The organism is Mesorhizobium sp. WSM3862 (assembly GCF_002294985.1).
GTDB lineage: Bacteria > Pseudomonadota > Alphaproteobacteria > Rhizobiales > Rhizobiaceae > Mesorhizobium.
Genome location: NZ_NSGE01000002.1, coordinates 182,110 through 199,491, shown reverse-complemented (window position 1 = coordinate 199,491; position 17,382 = coordinate 182,110). Strand labels below are relative to the sequence as shown.

Genomic DNA, 17,382 nt, shown 5'->3' with positions numbered 1-17,382 from the left:
TCCGATCGATCAGGCTGAAGCCGAACGAACCCTCGACGTCAGTTATCAAACCGCGCGGGCCGGACCGCGACATTGTCGGATTCTCGACCACGTGCCCGCACAAGGGCTTCCCATGGAACTACAACGCCGATGAACACTCCTTTATTTATCCCGGCCATCACTCACATTTGAGAAAAGTAGCAGATGGGACCAGTCAACGGGCAATATTCCTCATACGAGCAGCGCATCGACGCCAAGGCCGAAAATCTACGCCGAGCGGGGGTCGACGAGCTTCGTTACGGCCGCCTGGGCAACGTACTTTAAGCGAGGATTGGATCATGGCTTATAAACATATCGACCGCCTGCCGTGTCCCAATCGGGGAATTCCTGCGTGAAATATCTGTTCGTCGGTGCCACAGTCGTTTTGGCGTTACTGCCTCCGGTCGCGCGGGCCCAGGATATCGAGGGAGGCAAGGCGGTCTTCAAAAGGTGCGCCGCCTGTCACAGCGCTGATACCGAAGCGAACAAAGTGGGGCCATCCTTGAAGGGCGTCGTGGGCCGGACAGCGGGGACCGTCCCTGGCTATTCTTATTCGAGGGCCATGAGGGATGTGGGCGCCGCGGGCCTCGTATGGGATGAGCCGAACCTGATGGAGTATCTGACAAATCCCAAAGCGAAAGTGCCAGCGAACAAAATGGGGTTCCCTGGCCTCGAGAATCCCGAGGACGTCAAAAACGTCATCGCCTATCTCAAGAGTATGTCAGGTTAGAAACCTTTAGCCGTTGCCTTCGAGAACATCGCAAAGGAGGAGCGATCGTGCTTCACGCCATGAAACCTGTTTTGAAAGCCGACTGTTCTGCCGGGCAGAGCGGCGAAGCTATCCCGTTCGGGACGGCGGTAGCCAAAGCCATCGCGCTCGCCAAACCTATTCTAGATAGCGAAACGGTCTCGCTCGTCGGTGCATTGGGGAGGGTTTGCGCGGCCGATATATGCTCACCTATTTCCCTGCCTCCGTTCGATAATTCGGCCATGGACGGATTCGCCGTTCGAACGGCGGATTTCGATGGGGAAGGGCCTTGGACTTTTCGTGTCGCTGAACGGGTGGCCGCCGGCGATGTACGCGTTTTTGAGAATCTCGCCCGCCGAACTGCACTCAGGATATTCACGGGAGCACCCGTTCCGTGGACCTTCGACGCCGTGGTTATGCAAGAGCGCTGCGAGCAAATTGGCGACACCGTCACGATTTACGAGCGGCCCCGTCGCGGCCATCACATCCGTTTTGCTGGCGAGGACGTCAGCGCGGACGCGGAACTGATAAGCCGGGGCAAGGGCCTATCCGACAGGGATCTAACCTTGTTGGCAGCGGTGGGGATCGTCGACGTGCAAGTGCTTCGAAAAATCCGGATAGGACTGCTCTCGACCGGAACCGAATTAAAAGAACCGGGTGAACCCCTCGAGCACGGCCAGATTTACAATTCCAATCAGATTATGCTGAGCTCGTTGCTGGCGGGTTGCCCTTGGGCGGAAATCGTCGACTTCGGCATGGTCCCTGACAGCCTGAGGCTCCTCAAAGACGTTGTCGCTCGCGCCGTCACGTCCTGTGATGCCCTCGTTACCAGAGGCGGGGTCTCGGCAGGCGAGGAAGACCATACAGTGGTGGCTGTTCAGGCTCATGGAGCCGACCTTGACGTCCTCAACGTCGCGATCCGGCCGGGCAAGCCGCTGAAGGTCGGAAGGATTAGGAAAACACTCTTTGCAGGGTTGCCGGGCAATCCCAACGCGGCGCTCATAGCGTTCCGGCAGATTGTCCTGCCTGCCTTGCGAAGGCTGGCAGGCCTCGCGGAGACCCAGCCGCAATGGTTCTCGGCGGTGGCTGGCTTCAGCTGCAAAAAGCGGCAAGGCCGAACCGAGTTTGTACCCGTTCGCATATCCGGCCGCACCGAAAGGGGCGAACCTGTGCTGGAGATGCTTGAACGTGGAACCGCGGCCAATTTGATGGCCGTTGCGTTGGCCGACGGCATCGCACTCCTGCCGCCTGAGGCCGCCGAAATCACAAACAGCATGCCGATACGCTACGAACCGTTTGCGACCTAGCATTTGGCGAGTCTGCGTAGAAAGTCAGCCTGTCCGCCACAAATCCTGATGCCGCGCCCGAGCTGCGATGACAGGCAGGGGCGTTATCAACTTAACTCGCGTTCAGGCATTTGCGGCATAGACACCATGGCATGAACACCGTGACCGTCAGCTACAAGCGCCATCGTTTCCCGCCGCAGGTCCCATGCAGGCTGGCTCTATTACAGGTTAATCGCTTGCTGGGCGAATGACGTTGTCGGTGTCTGCTGGGAACGGCAAAGCCGATCCGATGGCGATTTTACGCGCAAGTCAGTCGTTTGAGGTGCAGATAGCAGCCTAGGCGAGGAGGTTCTCTGAACGTGCCGGAGCCGCTTCACAGAAAGTGCCGTTTCGGACGGCTTTCACGCCGAATTCGATGTGCCCAGAATTATCTGTCGTTGTCCTGAATTAACCCGTGCTTAGGAAATGAAAACGAATCCGCCGAGAAGTGCGACCGGCAGTCACTCGACAAGGGTCACCAAACCTATTCAAGTGGTTACCAATCCGACCGGCGGCCGACGCATGCTGTCGGGGGGGTGCACGAAAGCGTCGGTCGCCGGCACTAGGCGAAGGCTCCGCAAGGGCGAACGGCAAGTTAGGCGCGAGGCAGCGACCTTGACACCGTCGCGGCGCACGAATTTGAAGGCCGGGACAAAGTCGCTGACCGCGGTAACCACGACCACTGCTCGAACGGCGCTGCCAAGCTGGGCTCAACAAGGGCGAAGCTGCGCATAAACTGAAGCGCGCCCGTCTTCTTCCACGAGCGCGGCGAAATCCGCGCCCGATCATTCGAAAGCCAGGCCTTCCGCGCCTCCGGCCTCAAAACCTCGTCGTTAGCGCGATCGTGCATTGGAACACGGTCTATATCAACGGGCCGTCACCGACTTTGCGTCTCACCGCTGAGCTCGCCGCCTTCGCCCCGCCCGCCGCGGCCGCATCGGGCCACAACGAGCTCGAAGTTGCGCGCGGAATTGGAATCGGCGCTTCGAACATGCGCAGTATCGATGCTGATGACGAACTCTTTGCGTCGATCGCCGGGAAGCTGCATTTCAAGTCGGCGTCATCCGTTTGCGCCCTTGCGTGCAATTCTTCCTCAGCAACCTGATCGTGGAGCCGTTCGCCAATCCTGATGGTTCGCTTGCGCACTGTGGCATGCGTCTCGGTCGGCTCAACGGGCAGGAATTCGGCAAGCACTCTCGCAGCCTGCCGGTACGGCATCATGCTCCCCAGCCGCGGCGTCAGTTCCATCAGCTCGGATGTCGCTCGATCCGGGCGGATCTCCCGCAGCTGCGCAAAGGCATCGACCTCCTGCGTAACAATCCCGACACGGCATCCAACGAGGATTGCGCAACTCCACGATGCCAAAAGTCAGTCCGGATCCGTCGCTTCGACCCGGCACCGGCGGTTTGTCTTTGTGCGGCGGAATCCTCCTGTGTCATCCAGGCCGGATCAACTCGGCCATCAGGCTTCTGACGGCTCTATACATGCGATTCCCACTTTATTAGCTCGGCGCGTACCCGCACCCTGCACCAAACCTGCGAAAGAACCCTTGATTGCGCCGCCTAAACTCATTGTCCTCGACCTGAGCGTTCTCTGCTTCTCGTGGAAGACGCTAAATCTGTTCGTGCGTTATTGCCGGCCAGCAAAGGCTGCAGGGTGTCGAGGGGCGGTGGCCGTTCACGTTCACTCATTGGTGCCGCCGGCGCCTTGATGGCTTCCACGACGCCGCCCCCGCAATCATTGTGATGATCATCGTGCATGCGCTGCGCTGTTGGGGGCATGCTGATGGCGGTGCCGAAAGCACCGGAGACGTGTGATATCTCGGCAGCAGGCAGAGCGGCTTCTCTGTCGCTGCACAGGAAAGCGTAGAGTTCCTTCACGCAAATGCGGGCGTCCTTCTTGTCTTTTTGAAAGGGGGGGACGAGGGGCAACCTGATATCGGCCTTTTGGTAGAACGGACTGCGCTCTTCGTACAACTGATCAACCTTCTGCTCGATGTCGGCGCCTTGCAGCAGCGGCCGGCTGGTGTCCCTATTGAGGCGCCTGCGGAGCTCTTTCAGCTCGGTGTCGAGCCAGATCGACCTCGCCTTATTAAGGATCACGGCTTGATTGGACTCGTTGCTAAAGCAGCCGCCGCCGGTTGCGATGACGATGGGCCCTCTCTCCAGCTGCTTGGCGAGCTCCTTGGTCTCCAGGTCCCTGAAGTGCGCCTCGCCCCGGCCAGGGTCGGCGAACATCTCCATTAGATTGCCGTGCTCGGCGACGATACGCTTATCGATGTCGACAAACTCCACCCCCAACTCCTTCGCAAGCTGGGCCCCGATGGTCGACTTGCCGCTCGCCGGCATGCCGACGAGCACGACCGGCCGCGTACCGAGGGCCGCGAGGATCTCACCGGCTTGCGGCGAGCGAGCGACCGCAATCTGTTGTCTTGCGACGGTGAGCGACCTGGAAGTCCTTGCCGCCCTCGAGCTGCTTTCTCCTGACGAGCCCCAGTGTAATATCTCCCAGGCACCATGGGGAACGGGGACCAGCTCGCATTCGCTCTGCGCGCGCTGCGCGAGCTCGGCCCGGTAACTGGCCGGCGTATGGAACTCGACCTCGAAGCGATAGTTCTGCGCGGTTCTAAACGCCGTGTGAACGCCGCGTAACCGCGGCGAGTCCATCCTGGTGAACCAGTTGGTGGTCGCGACCTCGCTGCAGTCCCGCTCCTCGAAGGCCAGTGCCGCTTTCCTGAAGGCGCGCGTAAAAGCCTCGTCCGGGATCTCGAAGACATGGCGCACGGCATTGGTGACCAGTTGGGCCTCCGGCGCCGCGCTCACGTTCTGGCCGGTCAACTCGTCGGCTATCCAGACATGCCCGCGCGACCGTTGGTCAAGATGCGGCACCTTCACCTCGATGCCGTCCTGGCGCAAAAGCTCGGCAACCGCGTGCACAGTTTCGGTAATCGCGCTTTCTTGCGCTTCGGCAGGGGCGGCTTCGAGCCTGGCGGGCTCCAGGGCTTCGCTGCTCAGCGTTATCCTGCCGGCGGGGTCGTCGGTGGAGATTGCTAAGGCGCTGGGCAGTATTCGCTCTTCGACGGCGAGTCTGATCGAGGCCTCCATGACCGAGGCCGCCAGCGTGGGGTTGTCCTTCAGATCCGCCAGGCTGCCATCGACGTCGAACCGGCCCTGGTGGAGCTTTGCCGCCTGGGCCTTGACATAGGGCGCCGACTTGAAGCCCGGCCTCCGCTCCAAGAGCCGCTGCAATTCGGTGGTTTTTTGCATGAACACCCGCGCACCGGTATCGGACTTGTAGGCGTCCGTGCCGACCTTGATGCCGACGCTCAACAGGTTGATGGCACTTTCATGCAGATCAGCCGGGTTGTAGCCGTCGGGCCGCGGATCGATGCGCGGCTGGTAGTGGTTGAGCAGGAAGTCGACGCGCTTCCTGGCGTCAGCGGTTGCCGGATAGGATTCGCTGAGTTTCGGGAAGAGCGCGGCCGCGTCGGCGCTGACGGCAGGCTTCGCGCCGGCTGAGGCCACGGATCGCGCTAACTGCTGCTTTACGTCCGACTGCTCATGAGCCGGCTCGCTGAGCTGCCGGCTCCAGTCCTGGAGCTCGGCCACTAGCAAGGCGGCCAGTTCGCAGGCCACCGGATGCTTGGCGGCCTTGCTGTCTTCCCCCGCCCTGGTGATGAGATCATGGAGGGTCTGGCCATCCGGCCGATCTTCCTGCAACAGTGCGCGGATGTCGGCCTTAAGCTCAGGATGAATGCCCTCGTAGGTGCCGAAGATGGCACGCTCGGCAAACCAGCGTTGCGCCTCCTGCGGCTGCGCCAGCACGTTGCGCTGCAGGCAGCTGTAGGTCTCCAGCACCAGCCCGGTGGCCGACAGGATCTGCTTGGACCGGCTGAACTGGTAGTCGCCTTTCTCAATGGCCGGCGTGTGCGACTTCGGCGGCTTCATCGAGGCGATTCCGCGCGCCTGCAGCTGCGCGTCGAACTGGCGCACATGCTCGTAAAGGCGAGGCCGGTTGCCGATGATGACGACGGCGTCGCCGTCAAAATCGCCGTCGAGCATTTTTTGTTCGACGCTCGGAACCGCAACCAAAGAGCCGGGCGCGAACACCTCCGTCGCTTGCAGGATGCCGACGCACTCGAGCGCGGTGTCGGCCTTGACCCGGTCCTTTTCCTCCAGCCAGCGCGAATGGCACTTTACGTCCTCGGCAGACATTACCACCCCGCGCTCGGCGAAGTCCGCCGGCCACATTTCGTCGGGCACAACGATCAAGATGCCTTTGGCAAAGAAGGTCGGATCGTCGGCGGCTAGCCCAGCCCTCGATCTGTGCGCAACGTTGAAGCTGTATTGGAAGGCCACGCACTGATCCAAGAACGCCGCGGTCCGATCGCCATCGCGCGCCGACCTGACCCGGTCGGCGGCGAACGGGCGCAGGTTGGGCTTGTCATAGGGGGAGCGTCCGACAAGCACGCCAGCGTCACGGGTCAAGGTCTTGCTCTTGCCAGTCGGCACATGCAGGCATTCGTCGCTGGACGGCACGGCGATAGCGCCCGAACCCTCGATGTGCCCGCCCGTGACCGTCCGGAACACCTCCTCGAGGGTGAGGCTTGGATGGGTTTCGAGCCAAGCCAGAGCCTTCTCGCGGGTCTCCTCTGCCACCTCGACGCTGCGCGGATAATGTTGCAGCGCCGAGGGCGGTACCGCCGATTGGCTATTATCGGGATAGGCAGGCATCCGCTCGGGAGCGTCGTGGCGAGCCCGGGCAATGGCCGGCATGCGCTCGGCCAGTGAGGCCCTGATGAAGCCGCAGCCGTCATGCGGCCGCAAGGCGATCTCGCCGTCTCGCCCCTCAAACCGGAAGGGATGCCCTGCGCCTGCGGGGCGGTCGGGCAGAAGGGACAGCTTGAAGCACCCTTCCAGCGCATAATCATGCGGGCCAATGTCGGGGATGCCCGGCGGCGCGGCAAATCCGCGGCGCTGGGTATAGTAATAGGCTTCCTTGAACGGCGCCCAGGCCCGCGACAGCTGCTCAAAGGCCGTACCCGGAGCCGTCTCGGCATAAGGGATCGCCAAAAGCTTGCCGCTCGGGGCCTCTTCGGGCGCGAAGGGCAGGTGAGAGGCAAGCTGGTTCAGGCTCTTTTGCGGCGGCTTCAGTTTGCTGCCGCCGAACAGGTCCATGCGGTAGGGCACGCCCTCCACGGGGAACGTGCGTGTCAGCATGGCGCCAGTCGGAGTTCCCTTTAGTTGCACCGCCACCACCGGCACCGCGCCCGAGGTCAAGCGGTGGAAAGTGGAATACCGCAACTCGGCTTCGCTGGCCAGCGGCCGGCCTTGCATGTCGACCACCGGTAGCCGCATCAGTCCGGCATCGCCTTGCGGCGGTCTCGGCTCGTGGTCCATGGCCTGAAGGACCCGATGGACATCGAAGCTGGCGGCTGAATGCTGGGCCTGGACCATCGATGAGTTCTGCGCCATGAAGGTGTCGAGCGCTTCGAGCGGCTCCTTCGCCTCGATCTCGGCGATCACGTTCCAGCTCATGTAGGAAAGGTCGGCGTAGATGAGGGCGCGGGCACTGTCCAGGATCTGCCTGGTCTTGCCGTGCAGCTCTTCCTGCCTGGCCTGTAGGGCGAGTTCGTCGCCGTCGACATAGGGCCGCCGGTAGAGCGTCTCCAGCACCGCCCGGGTCTTGAGCACCTGATAGATCGAAAGCGCCGGGCAGCGGCTTGCATTGGGGCCGCTGGTGCGCTCGGCCTGGCCTGCCTTGAGATGGGCATCGATCTTGTGTTCCACTACCGGCTGGATGGCGTTGAGCAGGTTCAGCGCCGGTCTGCGGTGCCAGCGCAACACCGGCTTCGGGCTGCGAGCCAGGGGCAGCAGGGAGGCGCAAAGATTGCCCATCGTCTCGAGGTTGTTGTTGTGCTCAAACCCGGGATTGGCACGTAACACCTCGAGCCTGTCCAGCCCCGGCTGTGCCAGTGCACCGAAATCGTCCGACAACTGCGCCTTGCCCAACGCCTTGAATATACTCGCGATGGCATGGACATCGGCCTGCTGCAGCCGATCCTCGGCATATTGGAGGTAGTGCGCCAGTTGATGCAGCCGGTCCTTCAGCAAGGCGGGTTCGGCGACCTCGCCGGTGGTCTCTCCCTCCTCGATACCCCGCGACAGACCGTTGGCGATCCTGACTAGCGCAGGCGTGCTGAAAGCGCTGAAGCGACGGCCCTTGGAACCGAGCTCGCCGGCGATGGCAACGATCGCCTTGCGTGCATTTTCTTCTTCCGGCCACTTGCCGAAACCGTGCACCAGATTGGCCAATTCTTGATCCGAGAATCCGTCGAGATGGCCGTCGCGGGCAACCACCGCGAGGGCGATGGCAACCGTCGCTTCACGCGTCTTCTGCTGGTCCGGCCATCTGCTGAAGCCGTTCACCAAATCCGCCAAGTCTGAATCCGAAAATCCGTCGAGATTGCCGTCGCGGGCAACCACGTCGCCGGCGATGGCAAGCGTCGCTTCGCGCGTATTCTGCTGGTCCGACATTGCGTCGGGGATGCGGTGCGGGCCTCCTTCGTTATCAGGACGCCCTGCTGGTCCGACCAACTCTCCGGTGCTGCCCATATTCCCTCTCCGATCCAGCAAAACGCATCGCCTAAGCCTGTCAACAACAGGGCATCATTGGTTTGAGGGCGGTCACGCGAGCCTGCAACGGCGTGCTTGACAGCCGCAGCATTCAGGCAACGGCAACGGCCTCGACAACGCCGCAATGAAAAGCTTCTTCGCCGCTGGATCGCACCGACATCAGGCCGAAGCTCAAAGGGCTGAGCCCTGTATAAGACGCCAATAAATCATCATGAACCCTACCGCTTTACGGACCGAATCTACGCTTTTTTCATTGCGGTACAGATCGAGCGATATCGATCATGCAGCGTTCGAAATCCAGTTCAAAAGAACTGTCTTCGGTTTGGCGCCGACCAAGAAATCGGCCACTTCGCCGCCCTTGAAAATCGCCAGCGTCGGAATGGAGCGCACGCCCAATTGGGCGGCGAGTTCCGGGTTTTCATCGATGTTGAGCTTGGCTACCTTGATCTTGCCTTCCATCTCGACGGAGATTTCCTCGAGACTCGGAGCAATCATCTTGCAGGGATCGCACCATTCGGCCCAGAAATCGACGACGACAGGTGCTGCGGATTCCAGAACTTCCGACTGGAAGTTATTAATATCGACTTTCACGCTAGCCATGGGTGCTCCTTTGACGGAAGAAGATGTTGAACCAAATATGACGGTTTCCGGCTTAGCCGAACGCTGTTTTCACTTTGACTGAGCCCCGAGTGAGATGATGTAAGTTTGCCAGCGGCAAATGGACCTTCGTTCAATATCGAATGCGCCGATTGGAGCGTGTCCTTTAATGAAGATCCAAAATTCTGAAGCGTCAACGTCGAAACGGGTTACACTCGTAATCTGGATAGATCGGACATGCTGGACCGGCTCGCAAACATCGATCTTCGAAGCGACGATCTACAATTGGAAGGCCAAATTCGGCGGCATGGACGTTTCCGAGGCGAAGCGGCTGAGGGCCTTGGCAGAGGAGAACGCGAAGCTGAAGAAGCTTCTGGCCGAGCAGATGCTCGACGCGGCCGCCCTTCGCGAGCCGCTTTCAGATACCCAGAACGTGGTCTACGCGGCGGCAAAGGCTTTCGGCGACGATCATGGAGATGCGCCTCGTGGAACGGTGCCCGATACGGTTGAATTGGTATCCGAGCATTACGGCGAGCAGCTCAGGACGTCTTCCGAGCACGACGGATGCATCGATGCGGAGCAGAGGCGCTGCCGAGCAGCCTGCTCTAAACCACTGACGTCGACGTCCAGCAGCAGATTTTTTAGCTTGCTGCGGTCACAGGGCGGGGGGCGGATGTAGGCGTGAACTCAGGCCTTTGCCGACAAACGTGCGTCCGGATTTTGGCGGTGATCTTCACGATGAGCTACAATTTCTAGCGACGGCCACGCTAGGGTCACGGGGCGGTGAAGGGGGCAGATCACAATGGGCACGAAAAATCCGCCGCTTTCGCCCGAGGACATCAAATGCTTCGGGCCTGATCCCTTACCAGCTTCCGCACCAATCTGGCGTCGGTTGAAGAGCGCATCACGCTTGCTTGCGCACGGGCCGGGCGCGACCGAGCCTCCGTGCGGTTGCTGCCAATCACCAAGACGGTGCCGGCCCAAATCCTGCGATATGCCTTCGACGTCGGCATCAGCACCTTCGGCGAGAACAAGATCCAGGAGCAATATCAAAGTGCGAGGCGCTTGACGATCTCGCCATCGACTGGAGCATCGTCGGACATCTGCAGACCAACAAGGCCAATTATCTGACCCGCTTCGCGCGTGAGTTTCATGCGCTCCACAGCCTGCGGCTCCCCGACATTCTGAACACGCGGCTGGAGCGCGAAGATCGCTTCCTCGACGTTTATGTGCAGGTCAACATGTCTGGCGAGGACAGCAAGTTCGGCCTCCATCCGAACGCACTGCTGCCCTTCGTGGAGACCGTCGATCAGGTTCCCCGTCTCCGGCCATGCGGGTTGATGACACTTGCGCTGTTTTCCTCCGACATGGCCAAGGTGCGGCCCTGCTTCATTCCGCTGCGCCGTCTGCGGGACAAAGCCGTGAAGCACAACGCCGCGCTGACCGGGCTCTCCATGGGTATGACCGGAGACTTCGAGGAAGCCATCGAGGAAGGCGCCACTGTCTTGCGCGTCGGTCAGGCCATCTTCGGCAAGCGGCCGACGCCTGACGGCCACTGCTGGCCGGGTTTCGCCCCCACCGATCGAGGAATTGAACCATGAGTTTTCGCAAACGGCCTGTCTGCTTTTTCGACGACCCCCGCCGATCGTTCCGGCCGGGTCGACGTTGACGCGCTACGGACGGCGCGGGGGGGCAGGCGTTTCCGCAAGTCACGTTGCGAGCCGGTTCGGATTGACGAGGCTTACCTGAAAATTCGGGCGACTGGCGCTCTCTTCACTCGGTCATCGAAAAGCGACACCCTGTCGGGTTTGTCGCGTCTACGGCAAATGGCGTATGGCCCGATTTCGCACCACAAGATCCCTAAAGTATTTCATGACAATATCAAAGTTTCAGCCAAGGCTCTTATTGCGCACTTGGCATGATATTTGATGCTTTCAATTGCGCGAATCTCTGCCAATCTATGTGGGTCCGCCCCATAGCTTCAGCGATACCGGGCTCGCCGACCACGGCGGCAGTGCAGCAGCTGGAGAACATGTGGCTATTGAAAATACGCAGATGGAACAACCGCGGTCGGCTGCCGCCTCACGGACAATCGGTGGCGTAAATCTTAAGAACAGGAATTTCGATGATCGACGTCATGCTGCAGCGTAATTTCCGTTCCTGCGAGCTACCTAACCAACGAAAACTACTAGGAGTGGTCGGCGGGATGGGAACCTTGGCGACGGCCAAATTCTTGGAAGCTCTGGCTCGCAAAAGCCGATTTGAAACAGACCAGGATCACATCGCATTTATATGTCTATCGGCGCCAAATATCCCCGATCGTTCGCAAGCAATTTCAATCGGCAGCGATGCCCCCTTGCGGCAAATTGTGGAGCGCGCGTCTTGGCTAGAGAAAGCGGGATGCGGAGCAATCGCTATCCCCTGCAACACGGCGCATCTCTGGGCCACAGAGATAAAACAAGCGCTTTCAGTGAAACTGATCGATATGGTTGAGATCACAAAACAAGCCATAGAGGCCTCACATGGTAGTGCAGCGCACAATCTTCGCTCAATTACCTTGGGAACGAGCGCGACTATGCAACACGGACTTTATGTTGAACGAAACGAAGACCACTTCGGCAAGGAGTGTTCTCGCAGCCTCAAGACACTTCAAAATGAGACCGCAAGAATTATAGCGGATGTCAAGTCCGGAAACACGAAAAACGCAAAGGACAACCTAACAAGGGTTGTTAGACTCGCCAGGTCTTTCGAGCCTCACATAGTTATCCTAGCTTGCAGTGAATTGTCAGCAATCTGCGGAGAAATCGCAGACGGTCATAACATTGTCGATCCGATTGATATACTTGCTGATGCTTGCATTTCTTGGTGGATGACAGAGAGCCAGCCACACCCTGTTGGCAACAGATTATGAGGTAGACGCTATGAGAGCTTGTTGGTCCCCAGCGCCATGCTTGCAGGGAATGCGGCGCATATATGTACGGGCCGGTGGAGCGGGATAACGCCTCCAAGGGCTTGTCCTTTGTTCACCCGGAGCTCTTTGACAGCGATAGGTGACCGGAGCCCGGCATTGCCGCTTTTGTGTCATCGGCGATCGAAGGCGGCATTGATCCGTCGGATGGACGGCATCCGCTCTAAAATTAGAGAACTGGGACTTGAGCCTATGATTGCATTTCCCCAGCTCTGATGGATTATCGTGCTGTTGGGCTGCGGAAAAGATCGCCCTGCTTGTAGTGAAGGGTTTTCGCATCGCTCCGCCCTTTACCGTTTGCAGCACTGCCGTCAATGCAGGACCGACAAAAATATTCGTGCTACTTGCTCAGCACCATCACCGATCCAGGAGCGATCGGCCGATGCAATCGCCGAGGCGGCACGCGACGTCAACCTCGATTAGGACTGGTTCTGGGGAATCGCCGAGCGCTATGGGTGGGTATGGCGCCATAAGCTGGTCAGTTAGCGAAAAGTTCCTTGTAGCCGGTCGTCGCCATCCAGTTCGCCCGGTCGAGATGGCTGCGCGCCGCGTTGCGGGCGCGTTCCTGTTCACGCTACGGGTCGATGCCAAGGATGAGGTCGGCCATTTCCTCGTAGCTGGCGTTGTCAGCGGCAGCATCCAGGAACCGCATGTAGATGGTGAAATGCGGTTGCCCATGGCGATCCTGTCGCCATACTCGGCGGTCTTAGCGTTGTAGCCAGCCCCGGCGATCATGGCTTCGGTGGTGACGAGCAGGCCGGCGACCGGGGCCGGGTCCTGGAGAGCGGTGCGCACGACCTTGACCGGGTCGACGGTGATGGCCAGCGAAGCACGCAGCAGCGCGACGCCGCCGCGGGGCGGAAGCCTCGATCGTTGGCACGCGCCTACCGGCATCGCCGACAGGCGCCGAATAGTGAGATGGCCATCCTGCGAACGGACGAGATCTCGCTGACCCGCCCGGTGTGCCTGCTTCGAGGTCGCGCCCTTTGTTCTCAAGGATCTTGCCGGCAGTCAGCGGCGCCAACTCCGACCAGACCTGCCTGCACGACAAGTTGCGCGGGATGGTCCACGCACCTCAACAATCTCGAGGGGCGGCAGCGATGCCGCCCTTTTCTCTGAAGTCGGATCGGCCGGAAATGTTCGGCGCGAACGCCGGCCGCATGGCCGTTGTAGCGATGGTCGCGAAAGCAGGACCAGGAGGGCGAGAGCGCGGGCCGTGGCGCGGAGAGCCGCTGGCGTCGTGGCTTATTCGAAAACCGTTCAAGAGTAGGTGGGAGCGGTGGCGAAACCGTGCGTGCGACCGGCCTAAACGCACCTCCCCCAAATCGCCGAGGGCGGTGGGCTCACGGCCACAAGTCAATCTAGGCCAGCATCGACCTGACTGCCATCCCGAACGATAGCGGTCGCAGCGGTGGCCAGAACGACCATCGGAATAGCGCCGGCCTTCGTTCATCTTGAAGAAGGGAGGACCGACCACTCCGTTTTCCGACAGCACGAATGCGGCAGCCCCCTTGCTATGGCGGCAATTCGGATCGGCACGGGGCGCGATGTGCTCCGGCACTGAGGGGCTGTCCCGGTCGGCACGAGCCCATTGCTATGCGGCGATCAAGTCATCGGGTTTCGGAATGACCGGCGACGCTTCGTCTCAACGACTATGCCGGTCGGGCTGTCGGCCGTATTCTTCGCCTTGAACACGGCGGTTCGCTTCGGTTTTGGTGTGGGAGGCGCTTGAGGCTCTTCCCTTGGATCCGGCGTTTGGTTGGTCTCTTGCTTGTCCTTGCGGGCGCGAAGCAAAGCCTTGGCGGTCGCCGCGTCCGCATCCGAGAACACGTCGGCCGGCTCGCCATCGAGATTGACCCGTGCTGCGCCGGCATCCAGTCTCGAGCATCCGAATGTCATGACGGATGCCGATCTTGAGCGGTCTGGGCGCTTTCGGATTGAACGCCGCAGGCCACTTGGCCGACAAATAGCGGAAAAGCTGTGCAGGCGATTTGCCTCGGCTACAGCTCAACATGCAATGATTATGGAAAAATGGGCATTCGCCCCACAGGACAAAGCAGCAGGGCGCCTCCTTATTCGGACAGAGAAAGTGCCTGGTGGACCGAGCAGGATCGGCACCAATGACGCCGAGCCGTCCCGATAGAGTTCACAGCCATGCATCAGGGTCGGTGGAACGCCGTTTCCCCATATCTCCGCCAGCCCATTGACCCTTGGCCGCGCATCTGAAACGCCGGCAGCGAAAAAGATTCGACGGCCCTCCGCGGAGGGCCATCGGCGAGTAGGAACGACGTCGCGGCTCCCCTCACCCGTTCGGCCGTTCGGTAACCAGGGCATCCCGTAGCGCGAAAGCTACGCAGGCGACCGTTCGTGATCTCGACCGAATCGACGCCGTCCTGGGACAGGAAAGCAGGCGAATTGCTGGCAAAACGGTTGGCCGCAGCCCTGCGTCGGGCGCGGAGCAACTCCAGGCGATGGCGATTCCGGAATAGCTGCCGCCGATGACGATGATGGAACCATCAGCCAAGGCAGCTCAATTCGAATGGTTGTGAGCGACCCGCTTCGGAGCCCATTCAATTGCCGACCGGGGCTCATGCGTTGACGGGCAGTATTCTGAGGGTGTTTGCGCACATGTTCATGGTGGCCACAATGGAGATCGCCTCAGAAGCGGCGCCCATTCGGAAGCATTAGAACCTCCGCGAAGCTTCCTGCGCCCTTGGCACGAGTCTTGATGTTCTCATTTCGCACGGCGGCGATCTGCCTTCCGGCAGTCGACCTTGACTGATCTTCATGTGTTATAAGGAGAAAACGATGAATACCGATATGTCTGTATATGGCGTGACCGAGCTAACGCGGGCAGAGGCATCCTCAACTTCTGGCGGGTGGCTTCTCTGGGCATTGTCTGGAGCTTTTAGCGTCGCAGTCATAATCGCTGGCATTCTAGAACTAACAAAGAAAAAGTCATAGGCCTACTACTGGTCACTAGCTGGGCTAGGGAACAATATCTTACCTCCCCTGACGTATCCAGCTACAATGGAGAGAGCATCCTGTCCAGACGATCAGAACGACCTTTGGTAGGCCTTTGTCGGTTTTGTCGAGTTCGTGACACTGTGCTGTTCGCCTCGATGTGCCGCAGCGCTCACAACGAAGCCGTTGAAACAAAATGGATGAGCGCTGTTGCGGCTTCCTGTACAGTTGGCACGACCTTTGATGATCTCGTTGTGCGGCGGCACACGCTGCTACGGTGCATTATTACTTCCTCCTGTGATTTCGAGCTCTAGGAAAGGAGAAAAAATGAAGACCAATACGCAAGCCTGTGGTGTGACCGAGTTAACGCGCGAAGAAGCATGTGCAACGTCCGGAGGGTGGTGGTTCTGGGCAGCGGTGGCAGGATTTGGCGCAGTTGCTGCGTTAGGACTGGCTATCGCAGCCTTGGAAAGATATCTTAAGCATCATTAAGACGATCAAACAATATTAGCAACTGCCTAGGGTTGACCTCGGTCACCTCCAGGCAGGTGTCGTCTGGTTTGTCGCATAAGAAGCGTGATGTACGGCCGACGCACTCTGAGTTGGGTTGGGAATAGCTACAGAACGCCTTTTTGGCCTCTATTCTGGTATTCGGCACTGGTATTTGCCGTCTTTAGGCGCGGGGCGAGTGCTGCCGAGCGCAGAATAACCGCCGACATTCATCATTGAACGTTTTTGAAAAGGTAAAACAATGAATACCGATCTCTCAGTATACGGCCTAACCGAGTCGGCCCGAGAAGCGGGATCATCAACTTCGGGTGGTCCTGATAGCCTCAGTTTCTGCTGTAGGCTTTCGCTGGTGTAGTACGCGCCGAAGCCATGGTGGATGATTGGCAACATCATCGGTCAATATCACTGTAACCAGCGAGATCTGCATCATTATCTCACTTATTCCTGAACTCGCCAACTGCACCGCGGAGAGCATCCTTTCTCGAGGGTCAGAGAGATCCTTGATCATCTACAAGATTATTGTGCTCTCGGTGGCTGCGGCCTTGGCGTCGCTGCCTTTCATCACCGTAACGGTATCTTTCCAAAGTGCCGGTATCATTCGACCCACCGTCGAGAAGACGCCGCTGGTCGCGCCCGTCTCCGGACGCATCTCCCGCATCCTTGCCGTTGAAAACGACCTGGTTGCTCAGGGGCAAGAGATCCTCGCCCTCGATGATGGGGTGGTTGAGGAAAAGCTCAGGGCGCTTACAGGCGATATTCGCGCAAAGAGCGATTTTGCCAGTGACCTCGAAACCCTGATCTCCTCCGGCACGCAAGCCAAGGACCCGATCCGCCTCTTGACCGAGTCCGCCACGGCCGAGCGCGCCCATTTCCTCAACCTGCTGCGGGAGAACCAATACGCCCGCGGTAATGCGGCTGCGGAACTTGAGCGTGCTAAGCGACTGCTCTCCTCTGCTGTAGCACCGGCAAAGGCCGTTGAGGAAAAGGCCTTCGCACTTCAGAACGTTGAGATCCAGGGCGAGATCCTCGCCCGGCGCAAATTCGCCGAATGGAACCAGCAGCTGTTCGACGTTAACCTGCGCCTGGAGGAACTCACTGCCGCCTTGCATCAGCTTGAGAGCGAACGGGACCTGACCCGCATTCGAGCCCCCGTATCAGGCGCTCTCGAGCAATTCTCGGGCCTCACTTCCAGCAGCTACGTCCAGGCCGGTCAAACCGTCGCTTGGGTTTCGCCGGATGGTGAACTGGTGGCGGAAATCTTCGTTTCCCCCAACGACATCGGCTTTGTGCGCCCCGGCCAGTCGGTGCGTCTCCAAGTAGATGCCTTTAACTACAATCAATGGGGTGTCATTGACGCGACGGTGCTCGAAGTAGCGCACGACTTCACGCTGCACGACGGGAGCCTGGTCTTTAAGGTCCGCTGCGCGCTCTCTCGCCGCCATCTCGCCCTCAAGCACGGGCTCATCGGTAACCTGAAGAAAGGCATGACCGTCCGGGCCCGCTTCCTCCTGGGCGACCGCACTGTCCTGGAACTCCTGTACAACGAGGTCGACGATTGGCTCAATCCGCTCCTGGCGAGCCACTGATTCTCCATTTCCAAACAGTCAGCGAGCCGCT

8 protein-coding genes and 4 pseudogenes are annotated in these 17,382 nt (G+C 59.8%); 8 read left to right on the top strand and 4 right to left on the bottom strand.

The genetic code is table 11. The annotated features are described in order from the left end of the window. Positions 1-403 precede the first annotated feature (403 nt). The 3 genes and pseudogenes from CK224_RS05270 to CK224_RS31855 all read left to right on the top strand — a co-directional run. Positions 404-748: a cytochrome c family protein gene (locus CK224_RS05270; protein ID WP_245425801.1), complete on the top strand. Its 345-nt coding sequence runs from the start codon at positions 404-406 to the stop codon at positions 746-748. A 47-nt stretch (positions 749-795) separates the two neighbouring features. Beyond that, positions 796-2,073 carry a gephyrin-like molybdotransferase Glp gene (gene glp / locus CK224_RS05265; protein WP_095781034.1) on the top strand — a complete coding sequence of 426 codons (1,278 nt, stop codon included), beginning with the start codon at positions 796-798 and terminating at the stop codon, positions 2,071-2,073. A gap of 703 nt (positions 2,074-2,776) precedes the next feature. After that, positions 2,777-2,959, top strand: a pseudogene (locus tag CK224_RS31855) (Tn3 family transposase); the annotation flags it as partial. Here CK224_RS31855 and CK224_RS31850 read toward each other — a convergent pair. The 3 genes from CK224_RS31850 to trxA form a co-directional block, all read right to left on the bottom strand. Further along, a complete protein-coding gene (locus tag CK224_RS31850) occupies positions 2,953-3,339 on the bottom strand; it encodes a hypothetical protein (protein ID WP_245425746.1) in 387 nt (128 codons plus the stop codon). The pseudogene CK224_RS31855 and the gene CK224_RS31850 sit on opposite strands and share 7 nt — an antisense overlap. A gap of 320 nt (positions 3,340-3,659) precedes the next feature. Then, positions 3,660-8,705, bottom strand: a complete 5,046-nt coding sequence (locus CK224_RS05255; protein WP_095781033.1) for a shikimate kinase — start codon at positions 8,703-8,705, stop codon at positions 3,660-3,662. 300 nt (positions 8,706-9,005) lie between these two features. Continuing rightward, positions 9,006-9,326, bottom strand: a complete 321-nt coding sequence (gene trxA, locus CK224_RS05250) for a thioredoxin (RefSeq protein ID WP_095781032.1) — start codon at positions 9,324-9,326, stop codon at positions 9,006-9,008. A 265-nt stretch (positions 9,327-9,591) separates the two neighbouring features. On the opposite strand from trxA, the pseudogene CK224_RS05245 reads away from it, so the two are divergent. From CK224_RS05245 to CK224_RS05235, 3 genes and pseudogenes are all read left to right on the top strand, one after another. Then, positions 9,592-9,777 (top strand): annotated as a pseudogene (locus tag CK224_RS05245) (transposase); the annotation flags it as partial. A gap of 348 nt (positions 9,778-10,125) precedes the next feature. After that, positions 10,126-10,924, top strand: a pseudogene (locus CK224_RS05240) (YggS family pyridoxal phosphate-dependent enzyme). A 524-nt stretch (positions 10,925-11,448) separates the two neighbouring features. Next, positions 11,449-12,234, top strand: coding sequence for an amino acid racemase (locus tag CK224_RS05235; RefSeq protein ID WP_095781031.1), 786 nt, complete (start codon positions 11,449-11,451; stop codon positions 12,232-12,234). Between the two features lie 535 nt (positions 12,235-12,769). Here CK224_RS05235 and CK224_RS31840 read toward each other — a convergent pair. Further along, positions 12,770-12,970, bottom strand: a pseudogene (locus CK224_RS31840) (DUF2285 domain-containing protein); the annotation flags it as partial. Positions 12,971-15,582: 2,612 nt separating this feature from the next. On the opposite strand from CK224_RS31840, the gene CK224_RS31180 reads away from it, so the two are divergent. Both CK224_RS31180 and CK224_RS05220 read left to right on the top strand, forming a co-directional pair. Continuing rightward, entirely contained in the window at positions 15,583-15,747 is a 165-nt protein-coding gene (locus CK224_RS31180; RefSeq protein WP_176477856.1) for a hypothetical protein, read from the top strand. A 518-nt stretch (positions 15,748-16,265) separates the two neighbouring features. Continuing rightward, on the top strand, positions 16,266-17,351 hold the full coding sequence (locus tag CK224_RS05220) for an HlyD family efflux transporter periplasmic adaptor subunit (protein ID WP_095781030.1): 1,086 nt from the start codon (positions 16,266-16,268) through the stop codon (positions 17,349-17,351). Positions 17,352-17,382: the final 31 nt, after the last annotated feature.